Raw genomic sequence first — 15,320 nt, forward strand, 5'->3', positions numbered from 1 at the left:
CCATGAGCACGGAAAAGGTCACGAACGAGCCTTCCGGCTCCGAAGCCGTCGCGATGGTCAAGGCGGAGGGCGTGCACAAGTCCTTCGGCCCCGTCGAGGTCCTGAAGGGCATCGACCTGGAGGTGAGGTCCGGCGAGGTGTTCTGCCTCATCGGCCCCTCGGGGTCGGGCAAGTCGACGTTCCTCCGGTGCATCAACCACCTGGAGAAGGTCAACGCGGGGCGCCTGTACGTCGACGGGGAGCTGGTCGGCTACCGCCAGAAGGGCGACAAGCTGTACGAGCTGAAGGACAGCGAGGTCGCGCTGAAGCGCCGGGACATCGGCATGGTGTTCCAGCGCTTCAACCTGTTCCCGCACATGACGGCGCTGGAGAACGTCATCGAGGCGCCCGTCCAGGTCAAGGGCGTCAGCAAGGCGCAGGCCCGTGAGCGCGCGGGCCAGCTCCTGGAGCGCGTGGGCCTGGCCGACAAGGCCGCCAACTACCCCACGCAGCTCTCCGGCGGCCAGCAGCAGCGAGTCGCCATCGCCCGGGCCCTGGCCATGGACCCGAAGCTGATGCTGTTCGACGAGCCGACCTCGGCCCTGGACCCGGAGCTGGTCGGTGACGTCCTCGACGTCATGCGCGACCTGGCCGAGTCCGGTATGACGATGATCGTCGTCACCCACGAGATGGGCTTCGCCCGCGAGGTGGGCGACAGCCTGGTCTTCATGGACGACGGCGTGGTCGTGGAGTCGGGCAACCCGCGCGACGTCCTGACGAACCCGCAGCACGAGCGGACCCAGTCGTTCCTGTCCAAGGTCCTCTGAGACGACGTACGGGTACGTACGGAAGGGGCGGTACGAGATCCTCGTACCGCCCCTTCCGCGTTGTCCTAACTGTTCCTCGTCTTCAACAGCTCGGGTGTGAGCGTCAGTTCACGCAGCTGGCTCTTGGTCAGCGGCGCGGTCCTGAGCAGCGGCCCCAGTGAGTACCTGCCCGTGAAGCCGGTGGTGTCGTGGACCTCGACCGTGCCGCCGGTCTTCAGGTAGAGCGTGGCGATGAGGTACTCACCCCAGGTGCGGCGCTTGTCCATGAAGACGCTGAGGTGGTTCCAGCCCTTCCGGACTTCGAGGACGTTGCCGTTCGGCAGCCTCTCGAAGGTGCACTCCTGCCCGTCCTCCTTGCCCGGAATCGAACAGGGAGTCTTCCAGCTCGCGCTCGGAGCCTTGCTGAACCGGTTGATGACCCGGAGGTACCCGACACCGCCGTCCCTGGTGACCGTGTAGGAGCCGTCGTACTTGCCGAAGGGTCCGGCCTCCGCATGCTCCGGCTCCCGGAACAGGACGTAGTCCATGTCCACTTCACGGATCGCCCCGACACCGGCGGGCAGCAGCTTCGCGAACTCGGCCGCCAGGGCGGTGGCCCGGCCGGGGGGCTTGATCGTCCCCGTGTTCGCGGCGCGGCCACCGCCCTTGTCGTACGTCAGCCACCCGGGCCCGGCCACCACACCCACCGCGACCCCGACCGCCGCGACGACCGTCACCGCGCCCCACCGTCGCCGCCGCACCCGCGCCGCACGCGCGAACACCGCCTCCGTGCCGCCCCCCGTGGGCACGGGGACCCCGCCCACGGCCCGTCCGAGAAGCTCCCGCCCCTCCAGCCAGGTCTCGACCTCGTCGATGTCGGTGCTCATACGTGCTCCTCCCGCACCGCGGCCCGCATCGCCGCGATTCCCCTGGCCGTGTGGCTCTTCACCGTGCTCACCCGCATGCCGAGCAGGTCCGCCGTGTCGTTGACACTGAGGTCCTCCCAGTAGCGCAGCACCAGCACCGCCCGCTGCTTGGGCGCGAGCTTCGCCAGCGCCGCGCGCACCATCAGCCCCGTGTCGTTGTCCGCCGGCTCGGCGGGCGTCTCCGGCAGTTCGCCGTACGCGTGTTCGCGCCGCCAGAAGCGCCGGCGCCCCGCGATGAACGTGTTGACCAGCGTCCGGCGCGCATAGGCCTCGAGGTTGTCCAGCCGCCCGTATCTGCGCGCCCCGAGGACGACCTTCACGAGCGTCGTCTGGACGAGATCCTCGGCCTCCTCGCGGTTGCCGCAGAGCAGATAGGCGCTCCGGAACAGCGCCGTGCGTCTGCCCTCCACGAAGGCGTGCAGAGTCGCGTCCGCGCCCCGCATCATCCTTCCCCCCTTCCCGGCCCCCTGGTCGGGGACCGCCTCACCCCTACCAGTGCGCCGGGGACCCGCCCAGGACGCGGTGCGCACGGAAAAGGCGGTACGGATTCTCCGTACCGCCTCCACCGCACGCGCCGCCGGGGTTACCTGAGGGCGAGCAGCAGGGTGTCCGAGGGCGAGCACCATACGGGACGCACCTCCGCGAACCCCTTGTCGCGCAGCACGCGCGCGTGCCACTCGGCGGAGGGTGTGTCGCCTTCCGCGTGCTCGCCGTAGATCTCGAAGCGGCGGGCCGTCGGCCCGGCGAGGACGGGGTCCTGGGCGGCGAGCTGCCACCATTGCGCCCAGTCGACGACGCCGTTCTGTTTGGCCTGATCCATACGTGCGTGGCGCAGTGCGCGCTCCGCCGCGTTGATCCGGGGCGTGCTGTCGTCGATCATGTGGTCCGCGTTCATGAACAGACCGCCGTCGCGGACGACCTCCGCGATCCGGCCGTAGAGGTCCGCGAGGGGGTCGCTGTGCAGCCAGTGCAGGGCGGTGGCGGTCAGGACGGCGTCGTACGAGTCGTACGGCAGCCCGCCGGCCCACTGCGGGTCCTTGAGGTCGGCCGTGACGAAGGTGACGCGGTCGTCGCCCGCGAAGGTGCCCTCGGCGATGGCGAGGAGCGCCGGGTCGAGGTCGACGCCGGTGCTGGTGGCCTCGGGGAACCGGTCGAGGAGCCGGGCCGTGATACTTCCCGTGCCGCACGCGAGGTCGAGCACGCGCGGGGCGGGGCCGACGAGGGCCTCGACCATGTCGAGCATGACCCGAAACCGTTCCTCGCGGTCCGGCAGGTACCACTCCTGCTGCCGATCCCAGCTCTCCTGCCAGGCATTCCAGTCGGTTCCGGCGTTTGTACCAGTGCTGCCAGTACTGATGGTCATCGAAGCCCCTCGGTCGGCCGCTCACTTTGAACTCATGCGTAATACCCTGGAAGCAATGTCAGCCGTTACTTCCGCCCACACCGACGACCATAGAACGCGCCCGTAAGGACTACAAGTGGAACTGGCCTATTACTCGGACTACGCCGTGCGTCTCGTCAACACCGAGGAACCGGCGCGCGGAAGGGACACGTTGACCTCGACCGACGCGGTGCGCGACCTCTTCGGCGCCAACCAGCAGGCCGCCCGCCGCGCCACCGACGCCGACGTGACCCGGTTCCGCTCGGTACGGGCCCGGCTGCGCGCCGTCTTCGAGGCGGCGGACACGGGCGACGAGACGCTCTCGGTGGACCTGCTGAACTCGCTCCTGCTGGAGTTCCCGGTGAGCCCGCAGATCTCCGGGCACGACTTCCGGGACGACGACGGCCGCCCGCTGTGGCACATGCACCTCGCCGACCACCCGTCGAACGCGACCGCGGGCTACGCGGCCATCGCCGCGATGGGCCTGGCCTTCCACCTCACCGAGTACGGCGTGGACCGCCTGGGCCTGTGCGAGGCGCCGCCCTGCCGCAACGCCTACCTCGACACCTCGACGAACCGCTCCCGCCGTTACTGCTCCGACCGCTGCGCGACCCGGGCCAACGTGGCCGCCTACCGCGCCCGCAAACGCCTGGAGGCGGACCGGTCCGAGAAGACGGGCCTCGCGGCCGAGAGCGCCCAGCGCAGCAGCGCCAGCGGCGAGCGCTGACCGGGCTTCAGCGGCCGGTAGCGGAACCGGACCCGGCCCAGGATCAGATCGTGCGGCACGGTCCCGTAGTCGGTGCTGTCGCCGCCGGCGAAGGAGTTGTCCCCGAGCACCCACCAACCGCCCTCACGGCGCTCCACGGCCCGTTTGACGACCAGCAGGTCCTGCTGGAACGGATGGCGCAGGACGACGATCTCCCCGGCCCTGACCCGGCCCCCGTAGCGCACCACGAGAAAATCGCCGTGATACAGCGTGGGCACCATCGACGGCCCGGTCACCTCGACCCATCCGAAGAGCTTCGCGGCCTCTCCGTGCTCACTCCCGCGCTCACTCCCGTGTGCGCTCTCCTGCGACAGCTCCGGCATCCCGGCACCTCCCCGGTTCCATCCTCCACCAGTCCCAGTCTGACCCCCTACTTTTGTCCTAAGCCCATGGGGGCACTCGCGAAAACCCCTCTCTCAGGGAGTAATGTCCAACCTGAGAAGACGATCACGAGGAAGGAACGCTCCATGCTTTCCCGCCTGTTTGCCCCCAAGGTCAAGGTCAGCGCCCACTGCGACCTGCCCTGCGGTGTGTACGACCCCGCCCAGGCCCGCATCGAGGCGGAGTCGGTGAAGGCCGTGCAGGACAAGATTGCCGCCAACGACGACCCGCACTTCCAGGCGCGTGCCACCGTCATCAAGGAGCAGCGCGCAGAGCTCGCCAAGCACCACGTGTCGGTCCTGTGGAGCGACTACTTCAAGCCGCCGCACTTCGAGAAGTACCCGGAGCTGCACCAGCTGGTCAACGACACCCTGAAGGCCCTCTCGGCCGCCAAGGCGTCGACCGACCCGGCGACGGGCCAGAAGGCCCTGGACTACATCGCCCAGATCGACAAGATCTTCTGGGAGACCAAGAAGGCCTGATGCGGGCCTTCACCGAAGAGGGCCGGTCGATACGGACCGGCCCTTTTCGCTGCCCTCCGACCGCCTGAGCCCCCTCAACGCCGGCACACGAGGATCCCCGCCCGGCAGCCGACCTCGAACACACCGTGCCGGGCGAGGTGTTCGGTGACGAGGGTCCGGGCCCGCTCGACGGTCTCGTCGAAGGGCACGTCGTACTGGTCCGCCCAGGCCCGGTAGGACGCCAGGTAGGCGACGACCGGTTCGGGGTCGTGGACGGCGACGGTGCTGGGGAGTTCGATCGTCTCCACCCGGCCGAACCGCTCCCCGAGGAAGCCCGGGGCGTTCTCCAGGGAGAAGCGGGCGCCGATCGAGAACCGGACCGGTTCCTGCCCGGTGCCGAGCACATCGCTCGCGGCCCGCTGCCACAGGTCGTCGAGTTCGGCCTTGTCCCGCTCGCCGTTGGTCGAGGCGATCACCAGCCCGTCGGGGGCGACGACCCGGGCCAACTCCCGTACCGCCTGCGGAATGTCGGGTACGTGGTAGAGCATGTGCATCGCCAGCGCCGCCCCGGCGCTTCCCGAAGCCAGCGGCAGCCGTGTGACATCTGCCACGGCGACCGGGCCGGGGACGCCGGCGAGGATGCCGGGCGCGATGTCCAGGCCCAGCACGGTGTGCGCGGGCCGCTCCTCGCGCAGCCGCTGTACGAACCTGCCGTTGCCGCAGCCGACGTCGACCACGCGTCCGCGTACGTCACGCAGTTGCCCGGCGGCGATGGCGGGCAGGTCATGGCGGGGCGTCTGCCACCGGTAGAGCGCCTGGCGGGCGGCCAGGTGCCGGTCGCTGCCGTAGGCGCTCTCGGCGAGGCGGGTCCGGTCGGTGGCTGCGGCGGGTTCGGTCACGTCGGAGGCATCCCCACCGTGGGCGGTTCACATGCCCTCGTCGTCCTCGCCCGCCTCCAGCAGGTTCGCCGCCGCGCCCACGATGCTCGGGTCCGGGCTGCCGACGACCTCCTCGTCCTTGCCCGTGTAGTCGAAGCGGGCCAGCACACTGCGCATCGCCTCGACCCGCGCCCGCTTCTTGTCGTTGCTCTTCACCACCGTCCAGGGCGCCTGTTCGGTGTCCGTCTCGCGGAACATGGCGACCTTGGCCGCCGTGTAGTCGTCCCAGCGGTCCAGGGAGGCGAGGTCCATGGGGCTCAGCTTCCACTGCCGTACGGGGTCGACCTGACGGATCGTGAAACGGGTGCGCTGTTCGCTCTGGGAGACCGAGAACCAGAACTTGATCAGGTCGACGCCGTCGTCGACGAGCATGCGTTCGAACAGCGGGGCCTGGCGGGTGAAGCGGCGGTACTCGTCGTCCGTACAGAAGCCCATGACCCGTTCCACACCTGCCCGGTTGTACCAGGAGCGGTCGAACAGGACTATCTCGCCGGCGGTCGGCAGGTGTTCGACGTACCGCTGGAAGTACCACTGGCCGCGTTCGCGTTCGGTGGGCTTCTCCAGGGCGACCACGCGGGCGCCACGCGGGTTCAGGTGCTCCGTGAACCGCTTGATCGTGCCGCCCTTGCCGGCCGCGTCCCGGCCCTCGAAGACGACGACCAGGCGGCGGCCGGTCTGCTTGATCCAGCTCTGCAACTTCAGCAGTTCGATCTGCTGGAGCCGCTTGTGCCACTCGTACTCCTTGCGCTCCATGCGCTCGGGGTAGGGGTAGTTCTCCCGCCAGGTCTCGACCGGAGAACCGTCCGGCCGGATGAGGACGGGCTCGTCGTGGTCGCTGTAGTCGACCTTCAGTCCGGACATCAGTGGTGTCATCCCGTCGGCCTCCCGTGCATCGACATCAGCGGTCAGTGGAACTGCGGCACGATCAGATAGATGCCGTACGCGACCACGGCGGCGCACGCCACGAAGCACAGCCCGGCCTGGGCGAACGCGAGCGCGTGCGTACCACCGTCATTCTCACGCGCGCCCTCGACCCGGGCGAGTCCAAGGACCCCGACGGCGAAGACGACGACCACGGCGACGGTGACCCCGAGGCTCACCGCGGCGACCTGACCCAGGGCGCTCCAGTCCAGATTCATTTCGGTTCTCCCTCGCTCACGCGGCCGTACCGACGCTCGTCGGCGCCGACGCCTTGATGCTGACCTCGTGGGTCTCGTTGACGTTGTTCGCGTGCACCGGGTTGCGGCGGGCGGCCAGCACGATGCCCCCGGCGACCGCGACGGCGACCAGCGCGACGACCACGGTGCCGAAGGTGCCGCCGTACCTGACGGCGCCCGCGGAGACCCCGCCGACCAGCGCGGCGGCGGGCAGGGTGATCAGCCACGCCATGACCATGCGGCCCGCGACACCCCAGCGCACCTCCGCCAGCCGTCGGCCGAGGCCCGCGCCCAGGATGCTGCCCGAGGCGACCTGGGTGGTCGACAGGGCGAAGCCGAGGTGGGCGGAGGTGAGGATGACGGCCGTGGACGCCGTCTCGGCGGCGAAGCCCTGCGGCGACTGGATCTCGGTCAGGCCCTTGCCCATGGTCCGGATGATGCGCCAGCCGCCCAGATAGGTGCCGAGGCCGATGGCGAGCCCCGCCGACGCGATCACCCACACCGGCGGACCGGCGTCGTGGCCGAGCGCGCCCGCGGAGATCAGGGTGAGGGTGATGATGCCCATGGTCTTCTGCGCGTCGTTCGTGCCGTGCGCGAGGGAGACGAGGGAGGCGGAGGCGATCTGACCGGCCCGGAACCCCTTGGTCACCGTGTCCTTGCGGGCGCGGGCGGTGAGCTTGTAGGCGAGGTACGTCGCGATCAGGGCCGCGATTCCGGCCACCAGCGGCGAGGCCAGCGCCGGGATCAGTACCTTCTCGACGACCTTGGTGAAGTGGACACCGTCGGCACCCGCGCCGACCCACACCGCTCCGATCAGCCCGCCGAACAGGGCGTGCGAGGAACTCGACGGCAGCCCCACCAGCCAGGTCATCAGGTTCCACAGGATCGCCCCGACCAGCCCGGCGAAGATCATCCCGGGGCTGACGAGTGTGTCGTCGACGATGCCGCCGGAGATCGTCTTGGCGACCTCGGTGGACAGGAACGCGCCGACGATGTTGAGGACTCCGGCGATCAGGACCGCTGTCTTCGGTTTCAGGGCGCCGGTGGCGATGGAGGTGGCCATCGCGTTCGCCGTGTCGTGGAATCCGTTGGTGAAGTCGAAGGCCAGGGCCGTCACGATGACGACCGCCACCAGGAACGTGATGTGGTCCATGCGTTCGATGGAAGCAAGCGCAGGCGTATTCGCGACGAACTGCGGGCAAAGCCTGTTCCTGGAAAAAACGCAGGTGACGTGGACGACCGCCACCTTACGATCACCCCATGAGCACTGGTATGGGCATCCGCTGGACCTACGCCTTCATCGACCGGCCCGCCGCACTCCTCGGCCCCGCCCAGTCGTTCTGGACCACCGTCACGGACACCCGGCTCTCCGAATCCCGGGGCGATCAGGGCGAGTTCACGACCCTGCTGCCGGGCGCGGGCGACCCCTGCGTCAAGGTCCAGGGGGTGGACTCCGGGGACGGCGGCGCCCATCTCGACTTCGCCGTCGAGGACGTCGACGCCTTCGTCGGCTCGGCGACGGCGCTCGGGGCGACCGTCGTCGGCGCGTACACCGGATGGGCCGTGCTGCGGTCACCCGCCGGTCAGTTGTTCTGTGCGGTGCCCTGGCACGGGGAGTCGGTTCGGTCGGCCGTGGTGGACGGCAGCCGCCTCGACCAGGTGTGCGTCGACGTCCCGCCGACCGCGTACGACACGGAGGTCGCCTTCTGGGAGCGCCTCACCGCCTGGGACTCCCTCCCCGGCTCGCTCCCGGAGTTCCACGTCCTCAGGCCCCCGGCCGGTCTCCCGGTCCGCGTCCTCCTCCAGCGCCTCGGCACCGACCGGCCCGGCGCCTCCGCCCACCTGGACCTGGCCTGCGCCGACATCGCGGCGACCCGCGCCCGCCACGAGGAACTGGGGGCCACGGCCGTCGCCCACGGCACCCACTGGACGGTCATGCGCGACCCGGCGGGCGGCACGTACTGCCTGACCGGCCGCGACCCCGAAACGGGCGGCCTGCCCAAGGCGACGCCGACAGCCGACCCCGCCTAGCGCGGAATCTCGTACGCCTCGACGTCCACCACGGCCGCCACCGGGATCGGCCCGTACACGTGCGGAAACTCCTCGCCGCCCGGCTGCGCGGCCTCGTACCTCAGGGGTGCGTCGAGCCGCGCGGGGTCCACGACCAGCACCACCAGGTCGTCGGGGCCGTCGTAGGAGGCGTACAGGAAGGCGGCCACGGCCGGGAACTGGGCGCGTGTCGACAAATGGATGAAGCCCTCTTCCTGGAGGGTGCGTCCACGCGTCGACATCTCGTACGTGCCCCGCGCGCGGGCCTCCTCCCAGAGGGCGCGTTCGGTCAGGTGGACTATGTACGGCAGCTCTGGCATGAACCCAACCTAAGGGTCCGTGCCCCGACCGCGGTACAGGCCGTTCATTGCTCGCTGGGATCGTCCAGGACGGGCCGGATCTCCACGGGATGCTCCGGTACGCCGTCCGGGACCGGGCAGCGGGTGACGCGGGCGGCGATCTCGGTGACCCGCTCCAGGCTCGCGCACTCCAGGAGCCAGTAGCCGGCCATCAGCTCCTCGCTCGCGCCGTACGGATCGTCGGTGATCACCGTGCCGCCGTCCTTGCCGGCGGTGACGTGCCGGATCCGCGCGGGTTCGGCCAGGCCGTTCCCGTCGAGGAACTCGCCCGTTCTGGCGAGGTCGGCGTTGATCGCGCCCATGTACGCGTACATGGCCTGGATGTCGTCGTCGGTCCAGGTGGGGCCTTCGTCGGACGCCTTGCCGTTCTGGGCGTCGTAGTCCGCCTGCGTGCCGCGCACCATCACCAGGTACTTCATGACCGCTCCTTCGGCTCGGAACGCCCCGGCCGGGCCACCCGCACGGGGCCTGCCTCGGTCTCGGCCACCGGATCGGCGTACGCCTCGCACTCGGGATTCCGGCACGGCCCGGCGACCCACTTCGGTACCCATGCGCCCAGGGTCTTGTGCCGCCGGATCACCGTGGCCACATGCTGTCCGCAGACGGGACAGTCGTACTGTTCGCTGCCCATACCCCCAGGGTATTGCGGGAGCCGCCGGGGCGCTCCCCGCCGGTTCGGCCTCTTCTGCCGCTTCAGCCCTTCCTGCTGTACGTCCGCACCAGCACCCCGTTCCTGAACGGGCGCACCTCGTCGAGCACGAACTCCGACACGTCGAAGCCGGAGCCGAACATCGGCATGCCGGTGCCGAGGACGATCGGGTACGTCTTGACGACCAGCTCGTCGATCTCGTCGATCAGCTCACCCGCGAGCCGCGAGCCGCCGCACAGGTAGATGTCCCGCTCGCCGTCCTCCGCCTTGAGTTCCCGGACCCTGGCGACCAGATCGGCGGCGATGATCTCGACGCGCGGGTCCGGCGACTCCTTCAGGGTGCGCGAGGCGACGTACTCGCGCAGATGGGCGTACGGGCTGGTGATGCCCTCCTTCAGGGCGACCTCGTAGCTGGCCCGGCCCTGGACGACCGTGTCGAAGCGGCGGTTGGGCAGGTCGTCCAGGCCCAGGGCGCGGCGGCCCCCGGTGGAGATCGTCTCGGGGTACTCGGTCTTCAGGAACTCCAGGAACTGCTCGTCGACGAACGGGTACATGAAGGAGGCGTCGCCGCTCTCGTCCCCGATGAAGCCGTCGATCGAGCAGGCGACGAAGTAGGTGAGCTTTCGCAAGCCGTTCTCTTTCGGTCAGGGCCTAGGCCCGGGGCTCGCGCCACATGGGCCACATGCGGGGGCCATCGGGGAAGTCGAGGGGGCTGCCGAGGTGATCGAAGCCGAGCCGTTCGTACAGCTTGCTGCTGCGGGCACTGCTCGCCTCCAGGTAGGCGGCCACTCCCTCGCGGTCGCAGCGGTCGAGGGCGTGCTGGAGGATGGCGGCCCCCAGGCCCTGGCACTGGCTGTCGGGTGCGACGGCGATCATCCACAGGTATTCGTGGGCGCTTCCGGAGGGATGGATCTCCTCCGTCAGCCGCACGAGCAGTTCGATGCGCTCGTTGTCGGGATCGATGGCCTCGCGCAACCGGACCGCGTCGTCGCCCTCGTCCCCATGTACGTCCCCCTCGCCGGCCTCCGGGTGGCCGTCGGCGGGCATGGGCAGCCACAGGGCGCACGCCGAACCGTCCTCGGCGAGGTCGACGCGGCCCTCGGCGAGCACGATGTCGAGGATGGCGCCCACCAGTACCGGATGCGTCACGCGGCGGTCCGCCGGGTCCGGGAAGATCCAGCCGCTCACCGGATCGTCCTGGAAGGCATCGTCCAGCAGCCGGACGACCAGCTCCCGGTCTCTCTCGTCCGCCGTACGTATCGCCACGCCCATGACCCGCCCCTTTGTCCCAACCGCCGTTGCTCGTATGGCGGTTGAGCATAACGGGTGGAGAAGTTGTGACGGGGCCCGCACACCGTGGGGATGTGCGGGACCCGCCGGCCGGAGCGCCGGTGCGAGGCGTACGGAGTCAGGGCCGTACACCTCGCCACGGGTTGCTCCGGGGCCTCAGGTGGTGCGATGTGTGTCTCAGGTGGTGCGGCGGGTGACGAACTCGGCCAGGGACAGCAGGCCGCCCGCCGCCTCCGGGTCGGGGACCGCGCGGGACAGCTCATGTATCGCGCGGGCCATCCGGTCGGCCGCCTGGAGCTGCGCCCAGTCCCGGCCGCCCGCCCGTTCGACGGCGAGCACCGTCCGCTCCAGCGCCCCTTCCTGGCTCTCGTCGTACGGAACCCCGTACAGCTCGGCGAGTTCGGTGGCCGCCGGTGTGCCGGAGGCCAGTGCGGCGACCACGGGCAGGGACTTCTTGCGGGCGACCAGATCCGCCCCGGCCGGCTTGCCGGTGCGGCTCGGGTCCCCCCATATCCCGATCACGTCGTCGATGAGCTGAAAAGCGAGCCCGGCCTCCCGGCCGAACGCGTCCATCGCCTCGACGTCCGCGGCCGACCCGCCCGCGTACAGCGCCCCCAGGGCACAGGCGCAGCCGAGCAGCGCGCCCGTCTTGGCCTCGGCCATGGCGAGGCACTCGGCGAGGGTGACCTCGCCGGGGCCCTGTTTCTCCATGGCCGTGTCCGCGTGCTGCCCCTCGCACAGTTCGACCACGCAGGACGCGAGCCGGGCGGCGGCGGTGGCGGACGCCGGGTGCGGGTCCTCGGCGAGCAGCCCGAGCGCCAGGGCCTGTAGGGCGTCCCCGGCGAGGATCGCGTCGACGTCGCCGAAGACGGTCCAGGCGGTGGGCCGGTGTCTGCGGGTGGTGTCCCGGTCCATGACGTCGTCGTGCAGCAGGGTGAAGTTGTGGACCAGCTCCACCGCCGCGGCGGCCCGTACGGCGGCCTCCCGCCGTCCGCCGAGTGCCGCGGCGGCGGTCAGCACGAGCGCCGGGCGGATCGCCTTGCCCGCGTTGCCCGCCGCCGGGGTGCCGTCCGCGTGCTCCCACCCGAAGTGGTAGAGCGCGACCCGGCGCATGGACCCGGGCAGCGAATCGACCGCTCCGCGCAGCGCGGGATCGACCACGGCCCGCGCCTGCTCCAGGATGAGGGCGGCATCCTGCCCCTCCGCTCCGCCGGACACCCCCGCTCCTCCCCCGTCTCCCGTCCCCCGTACGGGGGACTTCGCCTGCCTCGACGGCCTCGGCAGGCCCGACTGGTTCGCCTGACTTGCTCCCACGGCCGGCTGTTCCCCTGCCCCGGACTCCGGTGAACTCCCCGAAGGCCTCTCCGCCGGACTGCCGATGGGGCTGCGCCTCTCCGGATCCAGGGTCTCGGTGGTCTCGGCCGGGCCGTGGGGCGGAGTCATCGCCAGCGGCCGATCTCGACGTTCTCCAGTACGCCGAGGGCGTCCGGGACCAGGACGGCCGCCGAGTAGTAGGCCGTCACCAGGTAGTTGATGACCGCCTGTTCGTTGATGCCCATGAACCGCACGGACAGGCTCGGCTCGATCTCGTCCGGGATACCGGCCTGCTGGAGCCCGATGACCCCCTGCTCGGCCTCGCCGGTACGCATGGCGATGATCGAGGTCGTACGGGCCTCGGTGACCGGGATCTTGTTGCACGGGTAGATCGGCACCCCGCGCCAGGTGGGGATGCGGTTGCCGCTCATGTCGATCGTCTCGGGGACGAGTCCGCGCTTGTTCAGCTCACGGCCGATCGCGGAGATCGCGCGCGGGTGGGCGAGCAGGAACTTGGTCCCGCGCCGCCTGCTGAGCAGCTCGTCCAGGTCGTCGGGGCTGGGCACGCCGTCGTGCGGCTGGAGCCGCTGGTCGTACTCGCAGTTGCTGAGCAGTCCGAACTCCCGGTTGTTGATGAGTTCGTGCTCCTGGCGCTCCTTGAGGGCCTCGACCGTGAGCCGGAGCTGCTGTTCCGTCTGGTTCATCGGCTGGTTGTAGAGGTCGGCCACGCGGGAGTGGATGCGCAGCACCGTCTGGGCGATGCTCAGTTCGTACTCGCGGGGCTTGGCCTCGTAGTCGACGAACGTGCGCGGGATGTCCGCCTCGCCGACGTGACCGGCCGCGAGGTCGATCTCCTTCTCGCCGTACCTGTTGGCGGCCTGCTCCGGGATCGCCCGCAGGGCCTGGAGGTGGTCGCGCAGCGAGTCGGAACGCTCGGTGACCTGCTCGAAGTGCTGCCGGGAGAGGGTCAGCACGGTGACCGTGGTGACCGCGCGGGCCGTGTACTCCCAGAGGGCGTCGGGGTCGAGCAGTGCCTGGTCGCCGAAGTACGCGCCGTCGGCCAGCATGCCGAGTTCGGCGTCGTCCCCGTACGGGCCCGTGCCGATCTTCTCTACCTTGCCGTGGACCAGCAGGAACACCTCGTCGTTCGGGCTGCCGAACGAGGCGATCTCCGAACCCGGTGTGAACTCCCGCTGCTGGCAGCGCCGGGCCAGTTCGGTGAGCACTTCCTCGTCCTCGTAGGACCGCAGGGCCGGCAACTCGGACAGTTCGGCGGGGACCACTTCCACTCGGTCACCGGTCTTCACGAACGTCAGACGGCCGTCTCCCACGGAGTAGGTGAGCCGCCGGTTCACACGGTAAGTACCACCCTGCACATTCACCCAGGGGAGCATGCGCAGCAGCCAGCGCGAGCTGATCTCCTGCATCTGGGGAACGGACTTGGTGGTGGTGGCCAGATTCCGCGCGGCCGATGTGCCGAGACTCTGCTGCGGCTTGTCCTGCTCCGTGCGGATCTCTTCGCCTACCGACATAAGGAACTGCCCTCCCGGTCAACTCTTAAATGCGCCGACGCGCTGATCCCTCTCGGGTTCGCTTCGCATCGGACGCCTGCGCGCACCAGCCTTCCCCACCGAACGCGCCAGTGCTATTACACGAATGAGCGGGAATGGATCATCTCCGGAGTGGGCACAAAGAGGTTCTTCGCCAAATCGTTCGACCGGGCGAACAGAAAAGACCTCTTCCACCGTCTCCTTCCCTCCGTTTCGGGAACTTCAAGATCGGGCCGACCGTTTGAGCCTTTGACGGACGACGAAGAAGGAGACACCGATGGCAGGCTTCCTGGACCGCGCCAAGGAACAGGCACAGCGCGGCCTGACGCAGGGCAAGCAGAAGCTCGACGAGGTGCAGACCCAGCGGGCCGGCAGCGACCTGCTCAAGAAACTGGGCGCGGCGTACTACGCGGAGCGGCGCGGCAGCGGTTCCCCCGACGCGACCCAGCGGGCGCTTCAGGCCCTGGAGAGTCACATCGCGGTGAACGGGGACGCGTTCCTGCGCCAGTGACCGGATCGGCTCGCACGCCGTCCGAACAATTCACCCTTGACCGTGGGATTCCGGTACAAGCTGCGGTATGAGGCGGTCACGACCGGTGGCCGTCGCGCAGCGCGTAAGGAGACGGTCATGGCCCCACCCATGTCCGCGGGCAGCTTCCTGGACCGGCTCAGGGAGGAAGGCGTCACCGTCGTCGAGGTCGGCGACTGGACCCACCACAACCGCAACCACAAAGGCCCTTGGGGCCCGGTCCACGGCGTGATGATCCATCACACGGTGACCGAGGGCAGCGAGCACACGGTGGAACTCTGCCGCGAGGGCTACGCCGAGCTGCCCGGTCCCCTGTGCCACGGCGTCATCACGAAGGACGGCTGCGTCCACCTCGTCGGCTACGGCAGGGCCAACCACGCGGGTCTCGGCGACGACGACGTGCTGCGTGCGGTGATCGCCGAGAAGCTCCTTCCGCCGGACAACGAGGCGAACACGGACGGCAATCGGCACTTCTACGGCTTCGAGTGCGAGAACCTCGGCGACGGCGAGGATCCCTGGCCTCCGGCCCAGCTCGACGCCATCGAGAAGGTCGCCGCGGCGCTGTGCCGCCACCACGGCTGGACGGAACGGTCGGTCATCGGCCACCTCGAATGGCAACCGGGCAAGATCGACCCACGGGGCTTCAGCATGCAGTGGCTGAGGGAACGGGTACGGGACCGCTTCAAGTAGGGATTTCTCTCGCCCCCGCCGCCCTTACCCGTTCCCATCCCTGGGGGCTGCGCCCCCAGACCCCCCTTGGCTGGGTATTCAGCCCCTCCGGCGTT

The 15,320-nt window shown here is 69.8% G+C and carries 21 protein-coding genes; 6 read left to right on the forward strand and 15 right to left on the reverse strand.

Going from position 1 to position 15,320, the window contains the following annotated elements; all coding sequences use genetic code 11:
• Window positions 1-2: 2 nt before the first annotated feature.
• Entirely contained in the window at window positions 3-806 is an 804-nt protein-coding gene (locus tag OG787_RS14680) for an amino acid ABC transporter ATP-binding protein (RefSeq protein WP_369037618.1), read from the forward strand.
• 65 nt (window positions 807-871) lie between these two features.
• Here OG787_RS14680 and OG787_RS14685 read toward each other — a convergent pair whose 3' ends face one another.
• From OG787_RS14685 to OG787_RS14695, 3 genes are all read right to left on the reverse strand, one after another.
• Window positions 872-1,672, reverse strand: a complete 801-nt coding sequence (locus OG787_RS14685; RefSeq protein WP_405535464.1) for a hypothetical protein — start codon at window positions 1,670-1,672, stop codon at window positions 872-874.
• Window positions 1,669-2,157: a SigE family RNA polymerase sigma factor gene (locus tag OG787_RS14690; RefSeq protein WP_369037616.1), complete on the reverse strand. Its 489-nt coding sequence runs from the start codon at window positions 2,155-2,157 to the stop codon at window positions 1,669-1,671. The genes OG787_RS14685 and OG787_RS14690 overlap by 4 nt, the downstream gene beginning before the upstream one ends.
• A 137-nt stretch (window positions 2,158-2,294) precedes the next feature.
• On the reverse strand, window positions 2,295-3,074 hold the full coding sequence (locus tag OG787_RS14695) for a trans-aconitate 2-methyltransferase (protein WP_369037615.1): 780 nt from the start codon (window positions 3,072-3,074) through the stop codon (window positions 2,295-2,297).
• 115 nt (window positions 3,075-3,189) lie between these two features.
• Between OG787_RS14695 and OG787_RS14700 the strand changes: the two genes are divergently transcribed.
• On the forward strand, window positions 3,190-3,819 hold the full coding sequence (locus OG787_RS14700) for a CGNR zinc finger domain-containing protein (RefSeq protein WP_369037614.1): 630 nt from the start codon (window positions 3,190-3,192) through the stop codon (window positions 3,817-3,819).
• Here the strand turns inward: OG787_RS14700 and sodX are convergent.
• The gene (sodX, locus tag OG787_RS14705) at window positions 3,723-4,181 is read right to left on the reverse strand and encodes a nickel-type superoxide dismutase maturation protease (RefSeq protein WP_369037613.1); all 459 of its coding nucleotides are present in this window, start codon (window positions 4,179-4,181) and stop codon (window positions 3,723-3,725) included. The two genes, OG787_RS14700 and sodX, sit on opposite strands and share 97 nt — an antisense overlap.
• Before the next feature lie 144 nt (window positions 4,182-4,325).
• Here sodX and sodN point away from each other — a divergent pair, with 144 nt between their 5' ends.
• Window positions 4,326-4,721 carry a superoxide dismutase, Ni gene (sodN, locus tag OG787_RS14710; protein ID WP_164409275.1) on the forward strand — a complete coding sequence of 132 codons (396 nt, stop codon included), beginning with the start codon at window positions 4,326-4,328 and terminating at the stop codon, window positions 4,719-4,721.
• Window positions 4,722-4,795: 74 nt separating this feature from the next.
• Here sodN and OG787_RS14715 read toward each other — a convergent pair whose 3' ends face one another.
• The 4 genes from OG787_RS14715 to OG787_RS14730 are packed head-to-tail and all read right to left on the reverse strand — an operon-like array spanning window position 4,796 to window position 7,948.
• A complete protein-coding gene (locus OG787_RS14715; RefSeq protein WP_369037612.1) occupies window positions 4,796-5,599 on the reverse strand; it encodes a class I SAM-dependent methyltransferase in 804 nt (267 codons plus the stop codon).
• Between the two features lie 27 nt (window positions 5,600-5,626).
• A complete protein-coding gene (gene ppk2, locus OG787_RS14720; protein ID WP_369037611.1) occupies window positions 5,627-6,511 on the reverse strand; it encodes a polyphosphate kinase 2 in 885 nt (294 codons plus the stop codon).
• 32 nt (window positions 6,512-6,543) lie between these two features.
• Entirely contained in the window at window positions 6,544-6,777 is a 234-nt protein-coding gene (locus OG787_RS14725; RefSeq protein WP_405535465.1) for a hypothetical protein, read from the reverse strand.
• A gap of 16 nt (window positions 6,778-6,793) precedes the next feature.
• Window positions 6,794-7,948 carry an anion permease gene (locus OG787_RS14730; protein ID WP_369037609.1) on the reverse strand — a complete coding sequence of 385 codons (1,155 nt, stop codon included), beginning with the start codon at window positions 7,946-7,948 and terminating at the stop codon, window positions 6,794-6,796.
• Between the two features lie 119 nt (window positions 7,949-8,067).
• Between OG787_RS14730 and OG787_RS14735 the strand changes: the two genes are divergently transcribed.
• Entirely contained in the window at window positions 8,068-8,826 is a 759-nt protein-coding gene (locus OG787_RS14735; protein ID WP_405540488.1) for a VOC family protein, read from the forward strand.
• Here OG787_RS14735 and OG787_RS14740 read toward each other — a convergent pair.
• The 7 genes from OG787_RS14740 to OG787_RS14770 form a co-directional block, all read right to left on the reverse strand.
• A complete protein-coding gene (locus OG787_RS14740) occupies window positions 8,823-9,164 on the reverse strand; it encodes a DUF952 domain-containing protein (RefSeq protein ID WP_369037608.1) in 342 nt (113 codons plus the stop codon). The two genes, OG787_RS14735 and OG787_RS14740, sit on opposite strands and share 4 nt — an antisense overlap.
• A 44-nt stretch (window positions 9,165-9,208) precedes the next feature.
• A complete protein-coding gene (locus OG787_RS14745) occupies window positions 9,209-9,622 on the reverse strand; it encodes a YciI family protein (RefSeq protein ID WP_369037607.1) in 414 nt (137 codons plus the stop codon).
• On the reverse strand, window positions 9,619-9,834 hold the full coding sequence (locus tag OG787_RS14750) for a hypothetical protein (protein ID WP_369037606.1): 216 nt from the start codon (window positions 9,832-9,834) through the stop codon (window positions 9,619-9,621). The genes OG787_RS14745 and OG787_RS14750 overlap by 4 nt, the downstream gene beginning before the upstream one ends.
• A gap of 62 nt (window positions 9,835-9,896) precedes the next feature.
• The gene (locus tag OG787_RS14755; RefSeq protein ID WP_369037605.1) at window positions 9,897-10,481 is read right to left on the reverse strand and encodes a dihydrofolate reductase family protein; all 585 of its coding nucleotides are present in this window, start codon (window positions 10,479-10,481) and stop codon (window positions 9,897-9,899) included.
• Window positions 10,482-10,503: 22 nt separating this feature from the next.
• A complete protein-coding gene (locus OG787_RS14760) occupies window positions 10,504-11,124 on the reverse strand; it encodes a GNAT family N-acetyltransferase (protein WP_369037604.1) in 621 nt (206 codons plus the stop codon).
• 195 nt (window positions 11,125-11,319) lie between these two features.
• Window positions 11,320-12,585 (reverse strand): family 2 encapsulin nanocompartment cargo protein polyprenyl transferase, encoded by a 1,266-nt coding sequence (locus OG787_RS14765; protein WP_405535466.1) that lies wholly within the window; start codon window positions 12,583-12,585, stop codon window positions 11,320-11,322.
• Window positions 12,582-13,988, reverse strand: coding sequence for a family 2B encapsulin nanocompartment shell protein (locus OG787_RS14770; RefSeq protein ID WP_369037602.1), 1,407 nt, complete (start codon window positions 13,986-13,988; stop codon window positions 12,582-12,584). The genes OG787_RS14765 and OG787_RS14770 overlap by 4 nt, the downstream gene beginning before the upstream one ends.
• Before the next feature lie 295 nt (window positions 13,989-14,283).
• Between OG787_RS14770 and OG787_RS14775 the strand changes: the two genes are divergently transcribed.
• Window positions 14,284-14,517: a hypothetical protein gene (locus OG787_RS14775; protein ID WP_235474924.1), complete on the forward strand. Its 234-nt coding sequence runs from the start codon at window positions 14,284-14,286 to the stop codon at window positions 14,515-14,517.
• Between the two features lie 117 nt (window positions 14,518-14,634).
• Window positions 14,635-15,225, forward strand: coding sequence for an N-acetylmuramoyl-L-alanine amidase (locus OG787_RS14780; RefSeq protein ID WP_405535467.1), 591 nt, complete (start codon window positions 14,635-14,637; stop codon window positions 15,223-15,225).
• Window positions 15,226-15,320: the final 95 nt, after the last annotated feature.

The organism is Streptomyces sp. NBC_00075, assembly GCF_045041225.1.
In the GTDB taxonomy this organism is placed as follows: Bacteria; Actinomycetota; Actinomycetes; order Streptomycetales; family Streptomycetaceae; genus Streptomyces; species Streptomyces adonidis.

Excerpts from the sequence above, each read along its gene's own strand:
- OG787_RS14680 (WP_369037618.1), top strand. The coding sequence starts at position 3 with ATGAGCACGGAAAAGGTCACGAACGAGCCTTCCGGCTCCGAAGCCGTC.
- OG787_RS14685 (WP_405535464.1), bottom strand. The coding sequence starts at position 1,672 with ATGAGCACCGACATCGACGAGGTCGAGACCTGGCTGGAGGGGCGGGAG.
- OG787_RS14690 (WP_369037616.1), bottom strand. The coding sequence starts at position 2,157 with ATGATGCGGGGCGCGGACGCGACTCTGCACGCCTTCGTGGAGGGCAGA.
- OG787_RS14695 (WP_369037615.1), bottom strand. The coding sequence starts at position 3,074 with ATGACCATCAGTACTGGCAGCACTGGTACAAACGCCGGAACCGACTGG.
- sodX (WP_369037613.1), bottom strand. The coding sequence starts at position 4,181 with ATGCCGGAGCTGTCGCAGGAGAGCGCACACGGGAGTGAGCGCGGGAGT.
- sodN (WP_164409275.1), top strand. The coding sequence starts at position 4,326 with ATGCTTTCCCGCCTGTTTGCCCCCAAGGTCAAGGTCAGCGCCCACTGC.
- ppk2 (WP_369037611.1), bottom strand. The coding sequence starts at position 6,511 with ATGACACCACTGATGTCCGGACTGAAGGTCGACTACAGCGACCACGAC.
- OG787_RS14725 (WP_405535465.1), bottom strand. The coding sequence starts at position 6,777 with ATGAATCTGGACTGGAGCGCCCTGGGTCAGGTCGCCGCGGTGAGCCTC.
- OG787_RS14730 (WP_369037609.1), bottom strand. The coding sequence starts at position 7,948 with ATGGACCACATCACGTTCCTGGTGGCGGTCGTCATCGTGACGGCCCTG.
- OG787_RS14735 (WP_405540488.1), top strand. The coding sequence starts at position 8,068 with ATGGGCATCCGCTGGACCTACGCCTTCATCGACCGGCCCGCCGCACTC.
- OG787_RS14740 (WP_369037608.1), bottom strand. The coding sequence starts at position 9,164 with ATGCCAGAGCTGCCGTACATAGTCCACCTGACCGAACGCGCCCTCTGG.
- OG787_RS14745 (WP_369037607.1), bottom strand. The coding sequence starts at position 9,622 with ATGAAGTACCTGGTGATGGTGCGCGGCACGCAGGCGGACTACGACGCC.
- OG787_RS14750 (WP_369037606.1), bottom strand. The coding sequence starts at position 9,834 with ATGGGCAGCGAACAGTACGACTGTCCCGTCTGCGGACAGCATGTGGCC.
- OG787_RS14760 (WP_369037604.1), bottom strand. The coding sequence starts at position 11,124 with ATGGGCGTGGCGATACGTACGGCGGACGAGAGAGACCGGGAGCTGGTC.
- OG787_RS14765 (WP_405535466.1), bottom strand. The coding sequence starts at position 12,585 with ATGACTCCGCCCCACGGCCCGGCCGAGACCACCGAGACCCTGGATCCG.
- OG787_RS14770 (WP_369037602.1), bottom strand. The coding sequence starts at position 13,988 with ATGTCGGTAGGCGAAGAGATCCGCACGGAGCAGGACAAGCCGCAGCAG.
- OG787_RS14775 (WP_235474924.1), top strand. The coding sequence starts at position 14,284 with ATGGCAGGCTTCCTGGACCGCGCCAAGGAACAGGCACAGCGCGGCCTG.
- OG787_RS14780 (WP_405535467.1), top strand. The coding sequence starts at position 14,635 with ATGGCCCCACCCATGTCCGCGGGCAGCTTCCTGGACCGGCTCAGGGAG.